The organism is Pseudomonas sp. GL-R-26 (assembly GCF_019947365.1).
Classification (GTDB): domain Bacteria; phylum Pseudomonadota; class Gammaproteobacteria; order Pseudomonadales; family Pseudomonadaceae; genus Aquipseudomonas.
Map to the genome: position 1 here is coordinate 77,686 of NZ_JAGYGI010000017.1, position 17,098 is coordinate 94,783.

13 protein-coding genes are annotated in these 17,098 nt (G+C 60.5%); 7 read left to right on the forward strand and 6 right to left on the reverse strand.

Annotation, left to right across the window (positions count from 1 at the left end; translation table 11 throughout):
• The first annotated feature begins 104 nt into the window (after positions 1 to 104).
• On the forward strand, positions 105 to 992 hold the full coding sequence (locus KGA96_RS18655; protein WP_046043699.1) for a LysR family transcriptional regulator: 888 nt from the start codon (positions 105 to 107) through the stop codon (positions 990 to 992).
• A gap of 134 nt (positions 993 to 1,126) precedes the next feature.
• On the opposite strand, the gene KGA96_RS18660 is transcribed toward KGA96_RS18655, so the two are convergent.
• The 3 genes from KGA96_RS18660 to KGA96_RS18670 form a co-directional block, all read right to left on the reverse strand.
• Positions 1,127 to 1,993 carry a carboxylate/amino acid/amine transporter gene (locus KGA96_RS18660; RefSeq protein ID WP_046043698.1) on the reverse strand — a complete coding sequence of 289 codons (867 nt, stop codon included), beginning with the start codon at positions 1,991 to 1,993 and terminating at the stop codon, positions 1,127 to 1,129.
• A gap of 341 nt (positions 1,994 to 2,334) precedes the next feature.
• A complete protein-coding gene (locus KGA96_RS18665; protein ID WP_046043697.1) occupies positions 2,335 to 2,934 on the reverse strand; it encodes an FMN-dependent NADH-azoreductase in 600 nt (199 codons plus the stop codon).
• Between the two features lie 228 nt (positions 2,935 to 3,162).
• The gene (locus tag KGA96_RS18670) at positions 3,163 to 3,477 is read right to left on the reverse strand and encodes a hypothetical protein (RefSeq protein ID WP_046043696.1); all 315 of its coding nucleotides are present in this window, start codon (positions 3,475 to 3,477) and stop codon (positions 3,163 to 3,165) included.
• A gap of 49 nt (positions 3,478 to 3,526) precedes the next feature.
• Between KGA96_RS18670 and KGA96_RS18675 the strand changes: the two genes are divergently transcribed.
• The 5 genes from KGA96_RS18675 to aqpZ all read left to right on the forward strand — a co-directional run bounded on the left by KGA96_RS18675 (position 3,527) and on the right by aqpZ (position 8,650).
• Positions 3,527 to 4,450, forward strand: coding sequence for a LysR family transcriptional regulator (locus tag KGA96_RS18675; protein ID WP_007972479.1), 924 nt, complete (start codon positions 3,527 to 3,529; stop codon positions 4,448 to 4,450).
• Positions 4,451 to 4,464: 14 nt separating this feature from the next.
• On the forward strand, positions 4,465 to 5,268 hold the full coding sequence (locus tag KGA96_RS18680) for an alpha/beta fold hydrolase (RefSeq protein ID WP_046043695.1): 804 nt from the start codon (positions 4,465 to 4,467) through the stop codon (positions 5,266 to 5,268).
• Between the two features lie 3 nt (positions 5,269 to 5,271).
• Positions 5,272 to 5,835 carry a peptidylprolyl isomerase gene (locus KGA96_RS18685; RefSeq protein WP_046043694.1) on the forward strand — a complete coding sequence of 188 codons (564 nt, stop codon included), beginning with the start codon at positions 5,272 to 5,274 and terminating at the stop codon, positions 5,833 to 5,835.
• Positions 5,836 to 5,929: 94 nt separating this feature from the next.
• A complete protein-coding gene (locus KGA96_RS18690; RefSeq protein ID WP_046043692.1) occupies positions 5,930 to 7,762 on the forward strand; it encodes an ABC transporter ATP-binding protein in 1,833 nt (610 codons plus the stop codon).
• A gap of 189 nt (positions 7,763 to 7,951) precedes the next feature.
• Positions 7,952 to 8,650, forward strand: a complete 699-nt coding sequence (gene aqpZ, locus KGA96_RS18695; RefSeq protein ID WP_046043691.1) for an aquaporin Z — start codon at positions 7,952 to 7,954, stop codon at positions 8,648 to 8,650.
• 11 nt (positions 8,651 to 8,661) lie between these two features.
• On the opposite strand, the gene KGA96_RS18700 is transcribed toward aqpZ, so the two are convergent.
• Positions 8,662 to 9,786 (reverse strand): GNAT family N-acetyltransferase, encoded by a 1,125-nt coding sequence (locus KGA96_RS18700; protein WP_046043732.1) that lies wholly within the window; start codon positions 9,784 to 9,786, stop codon positions 8,662 to 8,664.
• A 280-nt stretch (positions 9,787 to 10,066) separates the two neighbouring features.
• On the opposite strand from KGA96_RS18700, the gene KGA96_RS18705 reads away from it, so the two are divergent.
• The gene (locus tag KGA96_RS18705; RefSeq protein WP_223514206.1) at positions 10,067 to 11,398 is read left to right on the forward strand and encodes a putative porin; all 1,332 of its coding nucleotides are present in this window, start codon (positions 10,067 to 10,069) and stop codon (positions 11,396 to 11,398) included.
• A gap of 337 nt (positions 11,399 to 11,735) precedes the next feature.
• On the opposite strand, the gene KGA96_RS18710 is transcribed toward KGA96_RS18705, so the two are convergent.
• A complete protein-coding gene (locus tag KGA96_RS18710; protein ID WP_046043688.1) occupies positions 11,736 to 12,857 on the reverse strand; it encodes a beta-ketoacyl-ACP synthase III in 1,122 nt (373 codons plus the stop codon).
• 277 nt (positions 12,858 to 13,134) lie between these two features.
• Entirely contained in the window at positions 13,135 to 17,046 is a 3,912-nt protein-coding gene (gene hrpA / locus KGA96_RS18715) for an ATP-dependent RNA helicase HrpA (RefSeq protein WP_223514209.1), read from the reverse strand.
• Between the last annotated feature and the right edge of the window lie 52 nt (positions 17,047 to 17,098).

Below are 17,098 nucleotides of genomic sequence, written 5' to 3' on the forward strand. Positions count from 1 at the left end.
GCCTTCAGCGGCGTTGTTGTCGGCTTGGATGTCACTTTAGGGGCTGGCGTTTAAAGGGACAATTACCTAAAATTGAGAATCATTGATTCTAAAATAGGGACAATATGGATCGCATCGAATGCATGCGCGCGTTCGTCGTCACGGTCGGCGAGAACGGCTTCGCCGCAGCCGCCCGGGCCATGGACGTACCGCGCTCGAAAGTCAGCAAACAGATTCAGGCGCTGGAAGAAGCCATCGGCGTGCAATTGCTGCAACGCACCACCCGCAGCCTGCACCTGACCGAGGCCGGAGCCGAGTATTTCGACGCAGCACGGGAGGTGCTGGCGGCACTTGACGAGGCCGAGCAACGCGCCCGTGACGGCATCGGCGAGTTACGCGGTGTGTTGCGGGTCAATGCGCCGATGTCGTTCGGTCTTCGGCGGCTGGGGCCGTTGATTCCGCTGTTTCATGAACAGCACCCGAACATCGAGCTGCAACTGGTGCTCAGCGACCAGCAGGTCGACCCGGTGCGGGGCGGCTTTGACGTGACCATCCGTATCGCCAGCATGCCCGACTCGACGATGATCGCCCGGCAACTGGCACCCGCGCCGCGCATCATGGTGGCGTCCCCGGCTTATCTCGAGCGCGCGGGCGTTCCGCAGACTCCGCAGGATCTGCGCACCCATCAATGCCTGAACTACGGGTATCTGCAGAGCGGTGTCAGCCTGCAACTGTGCAATGGCAAGGAAACCCAGCGGGTGAACGTCACCGGCCCACTGCACGCCAACAACGGCGACCTGCTCGCACAGGCCGCCGAAGCCGGCATGGGCATCGCCCTGCTGCCCGACTTCATCGTCGAGGATGCGCTGGCGGCTGGGCGGCTGGTGCCGGTGCTTTGCGAATGGCAGGCCCCGGCAATCACCATCAACGCGGTGTATTCATCAGCACGGCGGGTGCCGCAGAAGACCCGGGCGTTTATCGAGTTTCTGGTGGGACAACTGGCGCCGAAGTGATTTTCGAGATCACACAATCCCTTGTAGGAGCGAGCCTGCTCGCGATAGCGGTGGATCAGGCAACATCATCGTCTACTGACACTCCGTGATCGCGAGCAGGCTCGCTCCTACAGGGATATCGGGTTACCCAGGGTTTAGTGAACTGCCAAAGGCTTGCGTATACCCAACCGACTGATCCACACCGCCAGCAAAATCACCGAACCACCGAGCAACAGCCGCCCCAGTTCTTCGTGCTGGTTCCAGATCAGCAGGTTGATCAGCAACCCCACCGGCACATGCAGATTGTTCATCACCGCCAGCGTCCCGCCGCTGACCAGGCATGCGCCTTTGTTCCACCAGTACAGCCCCAAAGCAGTCGAGACCAGGCCGAGGAACAGCAGCACGCCCCATTGCAACGGTGCTTCGGGCAGGAAGTTCTGTTTGCCGAACAATAGAAACGCTGGCAGCGCCACGGCCAGTGCGCCGAGGTAGAAGTAGCCGAAGCGCCGGTAATGCGGCAGATCGCTCGGGTGGCGCGCGACCAGGTGTTTATAGAGCACCTGCCCGGCGGCGTAGGTGAAGTTGGCCAGTTGCAGCAACAGGAACCCCATGAAGAAGTCCGGGTTGATCCGGTCAAAGCGAATCACCGCCGCCCCAGCCACTGCCACCAGCGCCGCGATCAGGGCCCAGGGATTGAAGCGACGATTCAGTGCATCTTCGATCAGGGTCACGTGCAGCGGCGTGAGGATGGTGAACAGCAACACTTCCGGCACCGTCAGTACGCGAAAGCTCAGGTACAGACAGACGTACGTCACGCCGAACTGCAACGCGCCGATCAGCAGCATGCCGCGCATGAACGCCGGTTCCACCGAGCGCCAGCGGGTCAGCGGGATGAACACCAGCCCCGCCAGCAGCACTCGTACCAAGACTGCAAAATAACTGTCGACATGACCGGCCAGGTATTCGCCGATCAAACTGAAGGAAAACGCCTGGATCAGCGTGACAAAAAGTAGATAGCCCATGCTCGCCTCATTTCGAATGGCGGCGACGATAGCGGTTTTTGCTGCTGATCGCGAACGCTAAACCAACACAAAACCTGTGGGAGCGAGCCTGCTCGCGAAGACGGCGCGTCAGACACATAGAGGCTGGATGTGCCGACGCTTTCGCGAGCAGGCTCGCTCCTACAGGGGTGCGTGGGTGTCTATAAAATCGCAGGCAAAAAAAAGCCCGATCTCGCTAAAGCGTTCAATCGGGCCAGGGCACTCAGGAGCAACAAGTGCGAAGGGAGGTTCGATGCGCGTACAGGCTTGAAGGGTTGCGCCAGGTCACTAGACCATCCAGCGATTATCTGGCGATTAACCGGTCAGGCCACTTGCGAAAGCTTGGCGTTCGCCTGGTTCAGGCCTTTCTCCTGGAAGTCACCGCCCAGGTTCATGCCTTCGGCGTGGATGAACGTCACGTCGTGGATGCCGATGAAGCCCATGACCTGACGCAGGTACGGTTCCTGGTGATCGGCGGTGCTGCCGGCATAGATGCCGCCACGAGCCGTCAACACATAGGCACGCTTGCCGCTGAGCAGGCCTTGCGGACCGGTCTCGGTGTACTTGAAGGTCACGCCGGCACGCAGCACATGGTCGAGCCAGGCTTTCAGGGTGCTGGGAATTGCGAAGTTGTACATGGGCGCGGCCATGACCAGAACATCGGCGGCGAGCAATTCGTCGGTCAACTGGTTGGAGCGTTCCAGGGACGCCTGCTCGATGTCGCTGCGCTGCTCGGCGGGTTTCATCCAGCCACCCAGCAGGTTGATGTCCAGGTGCGGCACCGGCTTTACGGCCAGGTCCCGGACGGTGATCTGGTCATTCGGGTGAGCGGCTTTCCACTGGCTGATGAAGGTCTGGGTCAGTTGACGGGAAACCGAGTCTTGCTGACGGGCACTGCTTTCGATGATCAGAACGCGGGACATGGGATGTAGCCTCCATCTGAGAATGCGGTAGGTCGATGGAGTGAAGGTTAAACAGAGTCATATCGATGAAAAAGCGCAAATAACTGCTACAACCCATCAATAAATTCGTTTATAAGCAAACGATGCCCCTGTAGGAGCGAGCCTGCTCGCGAAGCGGTGGGTCAACAAAAGAGATATCGACTGACACGACGCCTTCGCGAGCAAGCCCGCTCCGACAGGCGATTGCTGTTATTTCGGAGTGCAGGACAGCTCGATGCGCAGCTTGATGATGCTGCGGGTGAACTTGGCGGTGGCATTTTTGTGCTTGCCGGCCGGTACGTCGATCTTGCGGGTACGCGGTGCTTCCGGGCCATTGATGAAAACGGCCTTGCAGCTGGCATCGACGTCGCCGTAGTTGGCCACCTGAATGGAGCCGATGTCGTTATCCGTGTCGTAGGTCTGGTAATCGATCTTCATGCCGTTGAGGTCTTTTTTCACATCGATCGGGTAAGCCATCGCCGTCAGCGGCAGCAGCGCCAGCAGCACATAACAGAATTTTTTCATTCAGCAGCCTCCAATAGGGGCTGCCAGCTTAGGACAAGAGGAGCTCAACATGAAAGCGCCCCGCGTGACCCTTGATCAATGGCGAACGCTGCAGGCCGTGGTCGATCACGGTGGTTTCGCTCAGGCCGCCGAGGCGCTGCATCGCTCGCAATCGTCAGTCAGCTACACCGTGGCCCGCATGCAGGATCAACTCGGTGTGCCGTTGCTGCGCATCGACGGACGCAAAGCCGTGCTGACCGAAGCCGGCGGGGTGCTGTTGCGCCGTTCCCGGCAACTGGTGAAACAGGCCAGCCAACTCGAAGACCTGGCCCATCACATGGAGCAGGGCTGGGAAGCCGAAGTGCGCCTGGTGGTCGATGCCGCCTACCCAAGCGCCCGCCTCGTCCGCGCCTTGACCGCGTTCATGCCGCAAAGCCGTGGCTGTCGGGTGCGCCTGCGTGAGGAAGTGCTGTCGGGGGTGGAGGAAGTCCTGCTCGAAGGCGTGGCCGACCTGGCCATCACCGGGTTCAGTATTCCCGGTTACCTGGGCGCGGAATTGAGCGACGTCGAGTTCGTCGCGGTCGCCCATCCGGAGCATCCCCTGCACCGCCTCAACCGCGAACTGAGCTTCCAGGACCTGGAAAGCCAGATGCAAGTGGTGATCCGCGACTCGGGCCGCCAGCAGCCACGGGACGTCGGCTGGCTCGGTGCCGAACAGCGCTGGACCGTCGGCAGCTTGGCCACTGCCGCGACCTTCGTCAGCAGCGGTCTGGGTTTTGCCTGGCTGCCCAGGCACTTGATAGAACGGGAACTCAAGGAAGGCACGCTCAAGCTGCTACCGTTGGATCAGGGTGGCAGCCGCAACCCGAGCTTCTATCTGTATTCGAACAAGGACAAACCGCTCGGGCCGGCCACGCAGATTCTCATCGAACTGCTGCGTACGTTTGACACCGCACCACTGGACGCACCGTTCGCCGCCCCCGAACAAGCCTGACACGGAGTGTATGCATGGCCTATTTCGAACACGAAGGTTGCAACCTGCACTATGAGGAATACGGCCACGGCACGCCGCTGCTGCTGGTCCACGGCCTGGGCTCCAGCACCCTGGACTGGGAAAAACAGATCCCGACACTTGCCACCCGCTACCGGGTGATCGTCCCGGATGTGCGCGGTCACGGCCGTTCGGACAAACCCCGGGAGCGCTACAGTATTGCCGGATTCAGCGCTGACCTGATTGCACTGATCGAACACCTCAATCTCGGTCCGGCACACTATGTCGGCCTGTCCATGGGCGGCATGATCGGCTTCCAGCTAGGCGTGGATCAGCCGCAACTGCTCAAGAGCCTGTGCATCGTCAACAGCGCGCCCGAGGTCAAACTGCGCAGCCGCGACGACTATTGGCAGTGGTTCAAGCGCTGGAGCCTGATGCACGCACTCAGCCTGCGCACCATCGGCAAGGCGCTGGGCGGCAAGCTGTTCCCGAAACCCGAGCAGGCCGATTTACGACAAAAGATGGCCGAGCGCTGGGCAAAAAACGACAAACATGCTTATCTCGCCAGCTTCAATGCCATTGTCGGCTGGGGGGTCCAGGAACGACTTTCGAAGGTCGCCTGTCCAACCCTCATCGTCAGCGCCGACCGGGACTACACACCGGTGGCGCTGAAGGAAAATTACGTAAAACTGCTGCCCGACGCGCGACTGGTGGTGATCGACGATTCACGCCACGCCACGCCTCTGGACCAGCCGGAACACTTCAACCAAACACTGCTGGAGTTTCTGGCCGCAGTCGACACCACCACTCAGGATCACTGACCCATGCTGAAAAAAATCGCCCTCGCCGCAGGCTCCGTCCTGTTTGCCGCCAACCTGATGGCCGCGACGCCGGAAAAGGCACCGCATGTGCTGCTGGACACCACCAACGGCCAGATCGAAATCGAACTGGACCCGGTCAAGGCCCCGATCAGTACCAAGAACTTCCTTGAATACGTCGACAGCGGCTTCTACAACAACACGATTTTCCACCGGGTGATCCCGGGTTTCATGGCCCAGGGCGGTGGTTTCAGCTCCTCGATGCAGCAGAAACCAACCAAGGATCCGATCAAGAACGAAGCCAGCAACGGCCTGCATAACGTACGCGGCACGCTGTCGATGGCGCGCACCTCCGATCCTGATTCGGCCACCAGCCAGTTCTTTATCAACGTCAAGGACAACGACTTCCTTGATCCGGGTCGCGACGCCGGCTATGCCGTATTCGCCAAAGTGGTCAAGGGCATGGATGTGGTCGATATCATCGTCAATGCACCGACCACCACCAAAAACGGTATGCGCGACGTACCGGCCGATCCGGTGTTCATCAAGTCGGCCAAGCGCATCGACTGAGACTAAGCTGGACAAGGATGTCCGAGCCGTTGCCGGTGTTTGCCGGCAACGCTCAACACGTTAAAAGGAGAGCCCGCTCGCGGGCAAACAACCAATGCTTTATCGCCGCTTTGAAAAACTGATCGATGTTTTCCGTGAAGCACCGACGGCGTCTCCGCCGGACCGGGTTTTCCCTTTCTACACTTATTACCTCAAGCAGGTCTGGCCGAGCTTCGCCGCCCTGCTGATCGTCGGCCTGATTGGTGCCTTGATCGAGGTGGCGTTGTTCAGCTACCTGAGCCGCATCATCGACCTGGCCCAAGGCACGCCGAACGTCAGTCTGTTCCAGGATCACGCCCTCGAACTGACCTGGATGGTGGTGGTTGCGCTGGTGCTGCGCCCGATCTTTGTCGGCCTGCATGACCTGCTGGTGCACCAGACCCTGAGCCCCAGTATGACCAGCATGATCCGCTGGCAAAACCACAGCTACGTGCTCAAGCAGAGCCTGAATTTCTTCCAGAACGACTTCGCCGGGCGCATCGCCCAACGCATCATGCAAACCGGCAACTCGCTGCGTGATTCCGCCGTGCAGGCCGTGGATGCGTTGTGGCATGTGCTGATCTACGCCATCAGTTCCCTGGTGCTGTTCGCCGAAGCCGACTGGCACCTGATGATCCCGTTGCTGACGTGGATTTTCGCCTTCATCGGCGCCCTCTGTTACTTCGTGCCACGGGTAAAGGACCGCTCTGTGGTGGCGTCCGATGCGCGCTCAAAACTCATGGGGCGGATTGTCGACGGCTACACCAACATCACCACCCTGAAACTGTTCGCCCACACCAACTTCGAGCAGCAATACGCCCGCGAAGCCATCAAGGAACAGACCGAGAAGGCGCAACTGGCCGGCCGCGTGGTCACCAGCATGGACGTGGTCATCACCAGCATGAACGGCCTGCTGATCGTCTGCACCACCGGCCTTGCCCTGTGGTTGTGGACGCAGTCGTTGATCAGCGTGGGGGCGATTGCCTTGGCCACCGGCCTGGCGATCCGCATCGTCAACATGTCCGGCTGGATCATGTGGGTGGTGACCGGCATCTTCGAAAACATCGGCATGGTACAGGACGGTCTGCAGACCATTTCGCAACCGGTCAGCGTCACCGACCGCGACCAGGCCAAACCCCTGGCGGTGGCCCGTGGCGAAGTGCGCTTCGAACAGGTGGATTTCCACTACGGCAAGCAGAGCGGGATCATCGGCGACCTCAACCTGACCATCAAGGCTGGCGAGAAAATCGGCCTGATCGGCCCGTCCGGTGCTGGCAAATCGACCCTGGTGAACCTGCTGCTGCGCCTGTACGACGTCGAAGGCGGACGCATCCTGATCGACGGCCAGAACATTGCCGACGTCAGCCAGGAAAGCCTGCGCGAACGCATCGGCATGATCACCCAGGACACCTCGCTGCTGCACCGCTCGATCCGTGACAACCTGCTGTACGGCAAGCCCGACGCCACCGACGCGCAACTCTGGGAAGCGGTGCACAAGGCCCGGGCTGACGGGTTCATTCCGTCGCTGTCGGACGCTGAAGGCCGCACCGGTTTCGATGCCCACGTCGGTGAGCGCGGGGTGAAACTCTCCGGCGGCCAGCGCCAGCGCATCGCCATCGCACGGGTACTGCTCAAGGACGCGCCGATCCTGATCATGGACGAGGCCACCTCGGCACTGGATTCGGAAGTCGAATCGGCGATCCAGGAAAGCCTCGAAACCCTGATGCAGGGCAAAACCGTGATCGCCATCGCTCACCGGCTCTCGACCATCGCCCGGATGGACCGGCTGGTGGTTCTGGAAAACGGCAAGATCGCCGAAACCGGAACCCACGCCGAACTGCTCGCCCATGGCGGTTTGTATGCGCGGTTGTGGCAACACCAGACCGGTGGGTTTGTCGGGATCGATTGATCCCCTGAACAACACACCAATAGTCCACAAAAAACCGCCAGGCCCCGTCAACAACGGGTCTTGGCGGTTTTTTATGCCTGCTGGAATTCTGAAAAAACCGTGCTGTACTCACTCCAACGTTCTGGAGATGGTTCTGCAGTCCATCGGCTGGATGCTCAAGGCAGCATAATCTCGAAAGGGCACTCTCTTATGTCTCTGTTAAAACGTTCGGCGACTGAGTTGGTAGGTACGTTCTGGCTGGTGTTGGGTGGTTGCGGCAGTGCGGTGTTGGCGGCAGCTTTCCCGGAGGTGGGGATCGGTCTGCTCGGGGTGTCCTTCGCGTTTGGCCTGACAGTGCTGACCATGGCTTTCGCCATCGGCCATATTTCCGGCTGCCATCTCAATCCTGCGGTGTCCCTCGGCCTGGTGGTAGGCGGGCGGTTTCCGGCCAATGAATTACCGGCCTACATCGTTGCCCAGGTCATTGGCGGCGTGATTGCGGCCGCCCTGCTGTATTTCATTGCCAGCGGCAAACCCGGTTTCGAACTGGCGGGGGGCCTGGCGTCCAACGGCTACGGCGAACACTCGCCTGGCGGCTATTCGATGGCGGCGGGGTTTGTCTGTGAACTGGTGATGACCGCGATGTTCATCCTGATCATCCTCGGCGCCACCGACAAACGAGCACCGGCAGGACTGGCACCGATTGCCATCGGCCTGGGGCTGACGCTCATCCACCTGATCTCGATCCCGGTCACCAACACCTCGGTCAACCCGGCGCGCAGCACCGGCCCGGCGCTGATCGTCGGCGGCTGGGCGATTCAACAACTGTGGATGTTCTGGGTCGCACCGTTACTCGGTGCAGTGGTCGGCGGCGTGCTGTATCGCTGGCTGGGTAAAGAAGAAAGCTGAAACGCTGAAGATCAGCCTTGTCGATAAGGCAAGGCTGACTTCGCCTCCTCTGCATAAGCCAGTACTCCCAACCGCTCCTGCTCCAGGAAGTCTTTCACCGCAGCTTTCAATCCCGGATGCCGCAAGTAGTGCCAGGAATGCGTAATGACGGGCTCGAATCCGCGAATCAGTTTGTGCTCACCCTGGGCACCGGCATCGAAACGCTGGAAACCGTTGGCAATGGCATAGTCCATGCCTTGGTAGAAGCAGGTCTCAAAATGCAGGCGATCGAACTCCGCCAGGCATCCCCAGTAACGACCATAAAAGCTGTCCCCCCCCACCAGACTGAACGCCATCGCCACCGGCCGTGAACCTTGCTTGGCCAGCACCACGCGAATCGACTCTGGCATGCGTTCGGCCAGCAGACTGAAAAACTCTCGCGTCAGATACGGCGCTTGCCGGCGCACCGCGTAGGTGTTGGCGTAGCAGGCATAGACGAAATCCCATTGCGCCTCACTCAGTTCCCGACCTTCGAGCCATTCGAAATCGAAGCCCTGCCCGGCCACCTGCTCGCGCTCCTTGCGCATCTGTTTGCGCTTGCGCGAACTGAGCACGTCGAGGAAGTCCTGGAAATCCCGGTAGCCGCGATTCTGCCAGTGGTATTGACAGCCAACGCGCTGCAGCCAGCCCGGTTGCTCGCTCAGTGCCGCGTCGGTGAACGGGTCGGTGAAGTTGATGTGCGCACTGGAGAGCCCTTCAAGCTCAAGGTAGCCCGGCAGGCTTTTCAATAACTCGAAACCGTCTTCGACCGTGGCCGCCAACAGCCGCGGCCCAGTGACCGGACTGAACGGCACCGCGGTCAACAATTTGGGGTAGTAGTCGATGCCGGCACGTTCACAGGCATCGGCCCAAGCGTGATCGAACACGTACTCGCCGTAAGAATGCCACTTGCGGTAACCGGGCAGTGCGGCGATCAGTCGATCCCCTTCGACGTGCAATAAATGCTCGGGCTGCCAGCCGGTATGGGGTCCGACGCTGCCGCTGTCTTCCAGTGCGCTCAAAAAGGCGTGACGCAGAAAAGGCTGAGTTTCGGGCACCAGTGCGTCCCACGTCTGCGGGGAGATTTCTGACAGTTTTTGCAGGCGTTGCAACGGCATCACCATCCTCACTCTTTATGGCGTGAAAGCCCCGCGAGTATCGCCTATCGCTCTGCAATGCACACGGGCAAAACGACGACAGTGCTCTAACTCAATAGTTCACGGCGACTTTGTATCGTCATGGACATGACATCACATTGCCACTGCTCTGTAATAAACCATCGCGATACTGGCGCCTGTTTTTAGAGCGCCGGGTTATACCCGGCCACAGTTTTCCGCCCCTTATGGTCGGTTGTGTCCCGGATGGCTCTGTCATCCCCTCTCATCTTCGGAGATTGATATGCGTCTTGCTTCCACGAAAACTGCGGCGGCCTTGTGTGGTGGCCTGTTGCTGGCCATGAGTGTTCCGGCCAGTGCCGCAGTCGACGCCAAACTGCTCGACATGCTCAAGGCTAACGGCTCGATCACCAACGCGCAGTACAGCGAACTGCAAGCCGAGTTGGCCAGGGATCAGAAAGACCAGCAGATCGCCCGTCAGGCTCAGCAAGAGACCAACGAGCAAATCGCAGCCACCGCGAAGAAAACCGACGCTCTGAGCACCTTCGACCAGAAGCTGGCATGGGCCGCCAAGACCCAGTTCAAGGGTGACGTGCGCTTCCGCGAAGAAACCGTGCACAACGATGGCGTGCCGAACAACAAGGACCAGGACCGTCAGCGCATTCGTGCCCGCCTGGGTGCCTACAGCGAAATCAACCCGCAGGTCGACACCGGTATCCGTATCGCCACCGGCAATAACGACGACGCTCGCTCGACCAACCAGGACCTGAACAACTACTTCGACAAGAAGCAGATCTGGCTGGACCAAGGTTACATCGACTACCACCCGGACGCGATCAAGAACCTGCACCTGGTTGGCGGCAAGATGCCACAACAATGGGTGAGCATGGGCGACATCATCTGGGATAGCGACATCAACCCGGAAGGTCTGGCCGTCACCTACAAATACCCACTGAGCGGCACCACCGAGCTGTTCGGTAGCGCCGGTCACTACACCCTCAAGGACAACGTCGACGGTGAAGGCGTGCAGTTCAAACACGACCTGCGCCTGTACGCTGGCCAGTTGGGTGCGCGCTTCGCCATCACCGACAGCATGAAAATGACGTTGGGCGGCAGTATCTACTCCTACGACAACGACAGCAGCAGTGCCTGCCCTACCTCCGGCACCGTCACCACGCCATGCGCACTGGCCGTCAACGGCAACAGCCCGGGCGAAACCTTCAAACTGTACGAAGGCTTTGGTCAGCTCGACTTCTCCAACCTGCCAGTTCCGCTGTCGATCTACGGTCAGTACGTCAACAACACCGATGCCAGCAACGACCAGGACACTGGCTGGTTGGCCGGTGTGAAGTCCAAGGTCTACGGCTTCAACCTGGACTACAACTACCGCGACGTGCAGCGTAACGCTGTGGTGGGTGCCTTCACCGACTCCGACTTCGCCAACGGCTTCACCGGTTCGCGCGGCAGCAAGATGAAAGTGAGCTACGATCTGGACAAGAACTTTGCCTTGGGCGCGACCTACTTCATGGCGACTTCGGACCAGACCAACGCCAACATCAAGAAAACCGACTCGGACATCAACACCCTGCAACTGGATGCCGAAGCGAAGTTCTGATTCACCCCGCTACACGACTCGGGCAAGGAAGCCCGGGCTCCTTTTACAGCCTGGCGTTGGTGTGTCGGTCCCCATCATCCTCCGATGCATCAACGCGAGACTGTTTTCTCTCCCCTACCCATCGAATCAGCTTTATGTGGCGAGCGAGCTTGCTCGCGCTGGACTGCGAAGCGGTCCCAGAACCAACCACCTCGATTTGCCAGACATGCCGCATTAGCTTGTTTACGACGACGTCGTCGCCGAACGGGAGCAAGCTCCCTCGCCACAAAAGCCCCGCAAAAAAAAATCGCAGCTTTCGGCTGCGATCTTTTCATCTGCTGCGACAGTTAATTCAGACTCAGCGCTTGCGCAGCAACACGCTACCAATCGAATAACCGGCACCAAACGAACTGAGCACCGCCAGCGAACCGGCGGCCAGATCGTCCTGGTTCTTGTGGAACGCAATCACGGAACCGGCGGAACTGGTGTTGGCGTAGGTGTCGAGAATCACCGGCGCTTCCTGTTCGGTGGCGTCGCGACCCAGCAGTTTCTTGACGATCAGGTGGTTCATGCTGAGGTTGGCCTGGTGCAGCCAGAAGCGCTTCACGTCGCTGACGTTCAGCTGGTTCTCTTGCAGATGCTCACTGATCAGTTCGGCAACCAACGGGCAGACTTCCTTGAACACCTTGCGGCCTTCCTGCACGAACAGTTTGTCCCTGGCACCGATGCCCTCTTGCGCCGCGCGGTTGAGGAAGCCGAAGTTGTTGCGGATGTTGTTGGAGAACTTGGTCAGCAGCTTGGTGCTGACGATGTCGAACTGGTACTTGGACGTCGCCAGGTCAGCACGCTCGATGATCATCGCAGTGGCGGCATCGCCGAAGATGAAGTGGCTGTCGCGGTCACGGAAGTTCAGGTGGCCGGTGCAGACTTCCGGGTTGACCAACAGGACTGCCCGGGCCTGGCCCAGTTGCACGCTGTTGGCGGCGGTCTGGATGCCGAAGGTTGCGGACGAGCACGCCACGTTCATGTCGAAACCGAAACCCTGGATGCCCAATGCTTCCTGGACTTCGATGGCAATGGCCGGGTAGGCACGTTGCAGGTTGGAACAGGCGACGATCACGCCGTCGATGTCCGCGGCGGTCTTGCCGGCGCGCTGCAAGGCTTGTTCAGCGGCGCCAATGGCCATCTGGCACAGAACCGACCACTCGTCGTTGGAACGCTCCGGCAGGCGTGGGGCCATGCGTTGTGGGTCGAGGATGCCGTCCTTGTCCATGACAAAGCGGCTCTTGATGCCCGAGGCTTTTTCGATGAATGCGGCGCTGGACTCGGTCAATGCTTCAATTTCGCCGCGCGCAATGGCGTCGGCGTTGTCGGCGTTGAATTGCGCCACATAAGTATTGAAAGACTGCACCAGCTCTTCGTTGGAAATGCTGTTGGCCGGGGTGTACAGGCCGGTGCCGCTGATGACAACGTTATGCATGGTCGTGTCTCTAATCTGTTCAGGCAGAAAGCATTGGCACCGTCGTACCAATACACAAAGGGTCTATTCCCGTCCGGGGGACGCAAACCTGGCATCGCTTTATTCCGACCTGCCCGAGACCGTGAAGGCTCAAAACCGCGGGGCCGGCGTTTATAGGCGCGAAGTTTGCCATAAACGTGGGCATTTCGCCCCTTTTGCTGGATCAAACTCCCACTGACACACCACCTGAGCTGTGGGAGCGGGCTTGCTCCCACAGGGTATTGCACCAGCCTCGGGACTACGGTTCGACTTGCGACCACTGCTTGTTCAGGCGCTTGTCGGAGATAGGCACCTTGGTTCCCAACTGTTGTGCAAACAGCGAAACCCGGTATTCCTCCAGCCACCAGCGATACAACTCCAGTTGCGGATCGCGTTTGCCTTCCTGGGCGTGTTTGTTGGCGCGGGTTTGGTATTGCGTCCACAGCCCGCTCAACTCGCCGCTCCAGACCCGGTCACGCTGCACTTGGGCACCGATTTTTTCAAAGCGCTGCTCGATCGCCTTAAGGTAACGCGGCAACTCCTTGAGCCATTGCATCGGCGTTTCCCGGACAAATCCCGGATAGACCAGGTGGCTGAGCTGCTGCTTGATGTCGTTCAGGGCCACGGCTTGCGCTAGGTCAATCTTGCCTTTGAAGCGTTTTTGCAGGCCATGCCAGAGCTTGAGTATTTCCAGGGTCAATTTCGCCACACGCTCGGCGTGCTCAGTCCAGGCACCACGCTTGCGCTCGGCCAGGGACGCCAGACCCACACCGTCACGGGGCAGCGGGTCTTCGCCCTCAAGAATGCAGCTGTCGAGGCTGGCCAGCAGAATGTCCTCCACCAGCGCATCGACGCGCCCCATGTCGCGGTACAGCAGGCCCAGTTCGGTCAGGCCCGGCAACTTGCCACGGAGGAACTTGGCAGGTTCGGCCAGTTGCTGCATCAGCAAGCGTTGCAGGGCACGGCGATGCTGAAACTCGGCCTCGGCCGGGGTCGAGAAACGCCCTTCCTTGACCGTGCCGGCCTCTTCCACCAGCGCCGGGTAGACCGTCATCGACAGCCCGGCGATCTTCTGTTGGGTTTTCTCGGCCACGGCGGCGAACACTTTCGGTTCAACCGGCTGCTGGCTTTTCGCGGTTTGCGGCACCGCCAATGCTGCCTGGCTGGCCTCGGCGAAACGCGCCGTCAGTTCGGCCAGATCGCGACCTTCGCCGAGGAACTTGCCCTGGGCGTCGACGATTTCCAGGTTCATGCGCAGATGGCTTTCGACCTGCTGCGCGGCCTCGGCCCAGGCTTCATCGCTGACCCGCGCACCGGTCATGCGCAGCAACTCGCGCCCCAAGGCCTGGGGCAGCGAGCCCTCGGCAAAGGTCATGCGCTGCAAGGCTGCCTTGACGAAGTCCGGCACCGGTACGAAATTCTTGCGCAAGGCCTTGGGCAGGTTGCGCACCAGGGCAATGCACTTGGCTTCGATGACGCCCGGCACCAGCCATTCCAGGCGTTCCGGTGGCAGCATCGGCAACAGCGGTGCCGGCACGCGCAGGGTCACGCCGTCGCGCGGGTGATTCGGTTCGAAGTGGTAGCTGAGGGCCAATTCCAGATCGCCGATGTGCAGCGTATCCGGGTAATGCTGGGCGGTGACTTCACTGGCTTCACGGGCCAGCACGTCTTCCTCGCGCATGATCAGCAGTTGCGGGTCTTTCTGGCTGTTGATCCGGTACCAACTGTCGAAGGTCGCGGTCTGGTAGATCTCCGCCGGCAGTCGCGCGTCGTAGAAGGCGTACAGGGTTTCTTCGTCGGCGAGGATGTCGCGACGACGGGCCTTGGCTTCCAGTTCGTCGAGTTGTTCCAGCAATTGCTTGTTGGCCGTCAGGCACTTGGCCTTGGACTGAATCTCGCCGCGCACCAGCGCTTCGCGGATGAACAACTCGCGGGACACCACCGGGTCGACCGGGCCGTAATGCACCGGCCGGCGCCCGACCACGATCAGCCCGAACAGGGTGATCTGCTCGAACGCCACGACCTGCCCACGCTTCTTCTCCCAATGGGGCTCGAAGTGGTTTTTCTTGATCAGGTGCCCAGCCAGCGGTTCGATCCAGTCGGCATCGATCTTCGCTACCATTCGCGCATAGAGCTTGGTGGTTTCCACCAGTTCGGCGGTCATCAGCCACTGCGGGCGCTTCTTGCCGATGCCCGAGGACGGATGAATCCAGAAGCGCCGCTGACGGGCGCCAAGGTAATCGCCGTCTTCGGTTTTCTGCCCGATCTGGCTGAGCAACCCCACCAGCACGGCTTTGTGCAGCTTCGGATAATCCGCCGGCTCTTTGTTGAGGCTCAACTGCATGTCGCGGCAGATCAGGCTCAGTTGGCGATGGGAGTCGCGCCACTCGCGCAGGCGCAGGTAATTAAGGAAATTCTTGCGGCACCAGTTACGCAGCGGGCTCGCGGTCAGCGCCTGACGCTGTTCTTCGAAACCGCGCCACAGATTGACCAGCCCGGCGAAGTCCGAGTCGACGTCTTTCCACTGGGCGTGGGCCTGATCCGCCGCTTGCTGACGCTCCGGCGGACGCTCGCGCGGGTCCTGGATCGACATGGCGCTGGCGACGATCAGCACTTCCTGCAAGCTGCCGAGCTTCGCCGCTTCCAGCAGCATGCGGCCCATGCGCGGATCCACCGGCAGCCGTGCCAATTGACGACCAAGCGGGGTCAACTGGCTATTGCGATCCACCGCCGAGAGTTCCTGCAGCAGGTTGTAACCGTCGCTGATGGCCTTGCCATCCGGCGGCTCGATGAACGGGAACGCGCTGACCTCGCCGAGGCGCAGATGCAGCATCTGCAGAATGACCGCCGCGAGGTTGGTGCGCAGGATTTCCGGATCGGTAAATTCCGGGCGCCCAAGAAAATCTTCTTCGCTGTAGAGGCGGATGCAGATACCCGGCTCGACCCGCCCGCATCGACCTTTACGCTGGTTGGCGCTGGCTTGGGAAACCGCTTCGATCGGCAGGCGCTGGACCTTGGCGCGATAGCTGTAGCGACTGATGCGCGCAGTGCCGCTGTCGATCACATAGCGAATGCCCGGCACGGTCAGCGAGGTTTCCGCGACGTTGGTCGCCAGTACTACGCGACGTCCAGGGTGCGACTGGAAAATCCGCTGTTGCTCGGCTGGCGACAGTCGCGCGTACAACGGCAGGATTTCGGTGTGCTTGAGCTGGGCCTTGCGCAGCATGTCGGCGGCATCGCGAATCTCGCGCTCGCCGGGCAGGAACACCAACACGTCACCGGGACTGCGGCGTTCACTGCGCTCATAAGCGGCGATTTCATCGAGGGTGGCGAGGATCGCCTGATCCACCGTCAGGTCGTCCTCGACGCGGTTGCCCTCTTCGTCCTGCTCCAGGGTCAGCGGGCGATACCAGGTGTCCACCGGGTAGGTGCGGCCGGAGACTTCGACAATCGGCGCGTCATCGAAGTGCTTTGAGAAACGCTCCAGGTCGATGGTCGCCGAAGTGATGATGACCTTCAGGTCCGGACGACGTGGCAGCAGGGTTTTCAGATAGCCAAGCAGGAAGTCGATGTTGAGGCTGCGTTCGTGGGCTTCGTCGACGATGATCGTGTCGTAGCGTTCCAGATACCGGTCGTTCTGGGTTTCCGCCAGCAGGATGCCGTCGGTCATCAGCTTGATCAGGGTGCTGGAATCGCTCTGATCCTCGAAGCGCACCTGATAGCCGACCAGCGCACCGAGCGGCGTACCGAGCTCTTCGGCGACCCGGCTGGCGACGCTGCGCGCAGCGATCCGGCGTGGCTGTGTATGGCCGATCAGGCCATGCTGGCCGCGACCGATTTCCAGGCAGATCTTCGGCAACTGGGTGGTTTTACCCGAGCCGGTTTCGCCAGCGATGATCAACACCTGGTGCTTTTCCAGCGCCTTCTTGATTTCGTCGCGCTTGGCGGCAATCGGCAAACTGTCGTCGTAACGAATCACCGGCAGACTGGCCTTGCGCGCCAGCACCTGCTCGCAGGACGCCTGCATCCGCGTCACCCACTGGCCCAGCCTGGCCTCGTCGGGTTTCTTGCGCAGCTCAAGCAACTGCCGCCGCAGCCGGTGGCGGTCGGCAAGCATGGCGTGATCGAGGTTTTTCAGCAGTTTGTCGATGGAGGGCGATTCGTCGGTCATCGGGTACGCAATTCAGTCGTCTAGTGGCGCAGGGTGCCGATTGTCGCAGAAA

Bases quoted from the DNA above. Each gene is read 5' to 3' on its own strand.
- KGA96_RS18655 (WP_046043699.1), top strand. From the start codon at position 105: ATGGATCGCATCGAATGCATGCGCGCGTTCGTCGTCACGGTCGGCGAG.
- KGA96_RS18660 (WP_046043698.1), bottom strand. From the start codon at position 1,993: ATGGGCTATCTACTTTTTGTCACGCTGATCCAGGCGTTTTCCTTCAGT.
- KGA96_RS18665 (WP_046043697.1), bottom strand. From the start codon at position 2,934: ATGTCCCGCGTTCTGATCATCGAAAGCAGTGCCCGTCAGCAAGACTCG.
- KGA96_RS18670 (WP_046043696.1), bottom strand. From the start codon at position 3,477: ATGAAAAAATTCTGTTATGTGCTGCTGGCGCTGCTGCCGCTGACGGCG.
- KGA96_RS18675 (WP_007972479.1), top strand. From the start codon at position 3,527: ATGAAAGCGCCCCGCGTGACCCTTGATCAATGGCGAACGCTGCAGGCC.
- KGA96_RS18680 (WP_046043695.1), top strand. From the start codon at position 4,465: ATGGCCTATTTCGAACACGAAGGTTGCAACCTGCACTATGAGGAATAC.
- KGA96_RS18685 (WP_046043694.1), top strand. From the start codon at position 5,272: ATGCTGAAAAAAATCGCCCTCGCCGCAGGCTCCGTCCTGTTTGCCGCC.
- KGA96_RS18690 (WP_046043692.1), top strand. From the start codon at position 5,930: ATGCTTTATCGCCGCTTTGAAAAACTGATCGATGTTTTCCGTGAAGCA.
- aqpZ (WP_046043691.1), top strand. From the start codon at position 7,952: ATGTCTCTGTTAAAACGTTCGGCGACTGAGTTGGTAGGTACGTTCTGG.
- KGA96_RS18700 (WP_046043732.1), bottom strand. From the start codon at position 9,786: ATGCCGTTGCAACGCCTGCAAAAACTGTCAGAAATCTCCCCGCAGACG.
- KGA96_RS18705 (WP_223514206.1), top strand. From the start codon at position 10,067: ATGCGTCTTGCTTCCACGAAAACTGCGGCGGCCTTGTGTGGTGGCCTG.
- KGA96_RS18710 (WP_046043688.1), bottom strand. From the start codon at position 12,857: ATGCATAACGTTGTCATCAGCGGCACCGGCCTGTACACCCCGGCCAAC.
- hrpA (WP_223514209.1), bottom strand. From the start codon at position 17,046: ATGACCGACGAATCGCCCTCCATCGACAAACTGCTGAAAAACCTCGAT.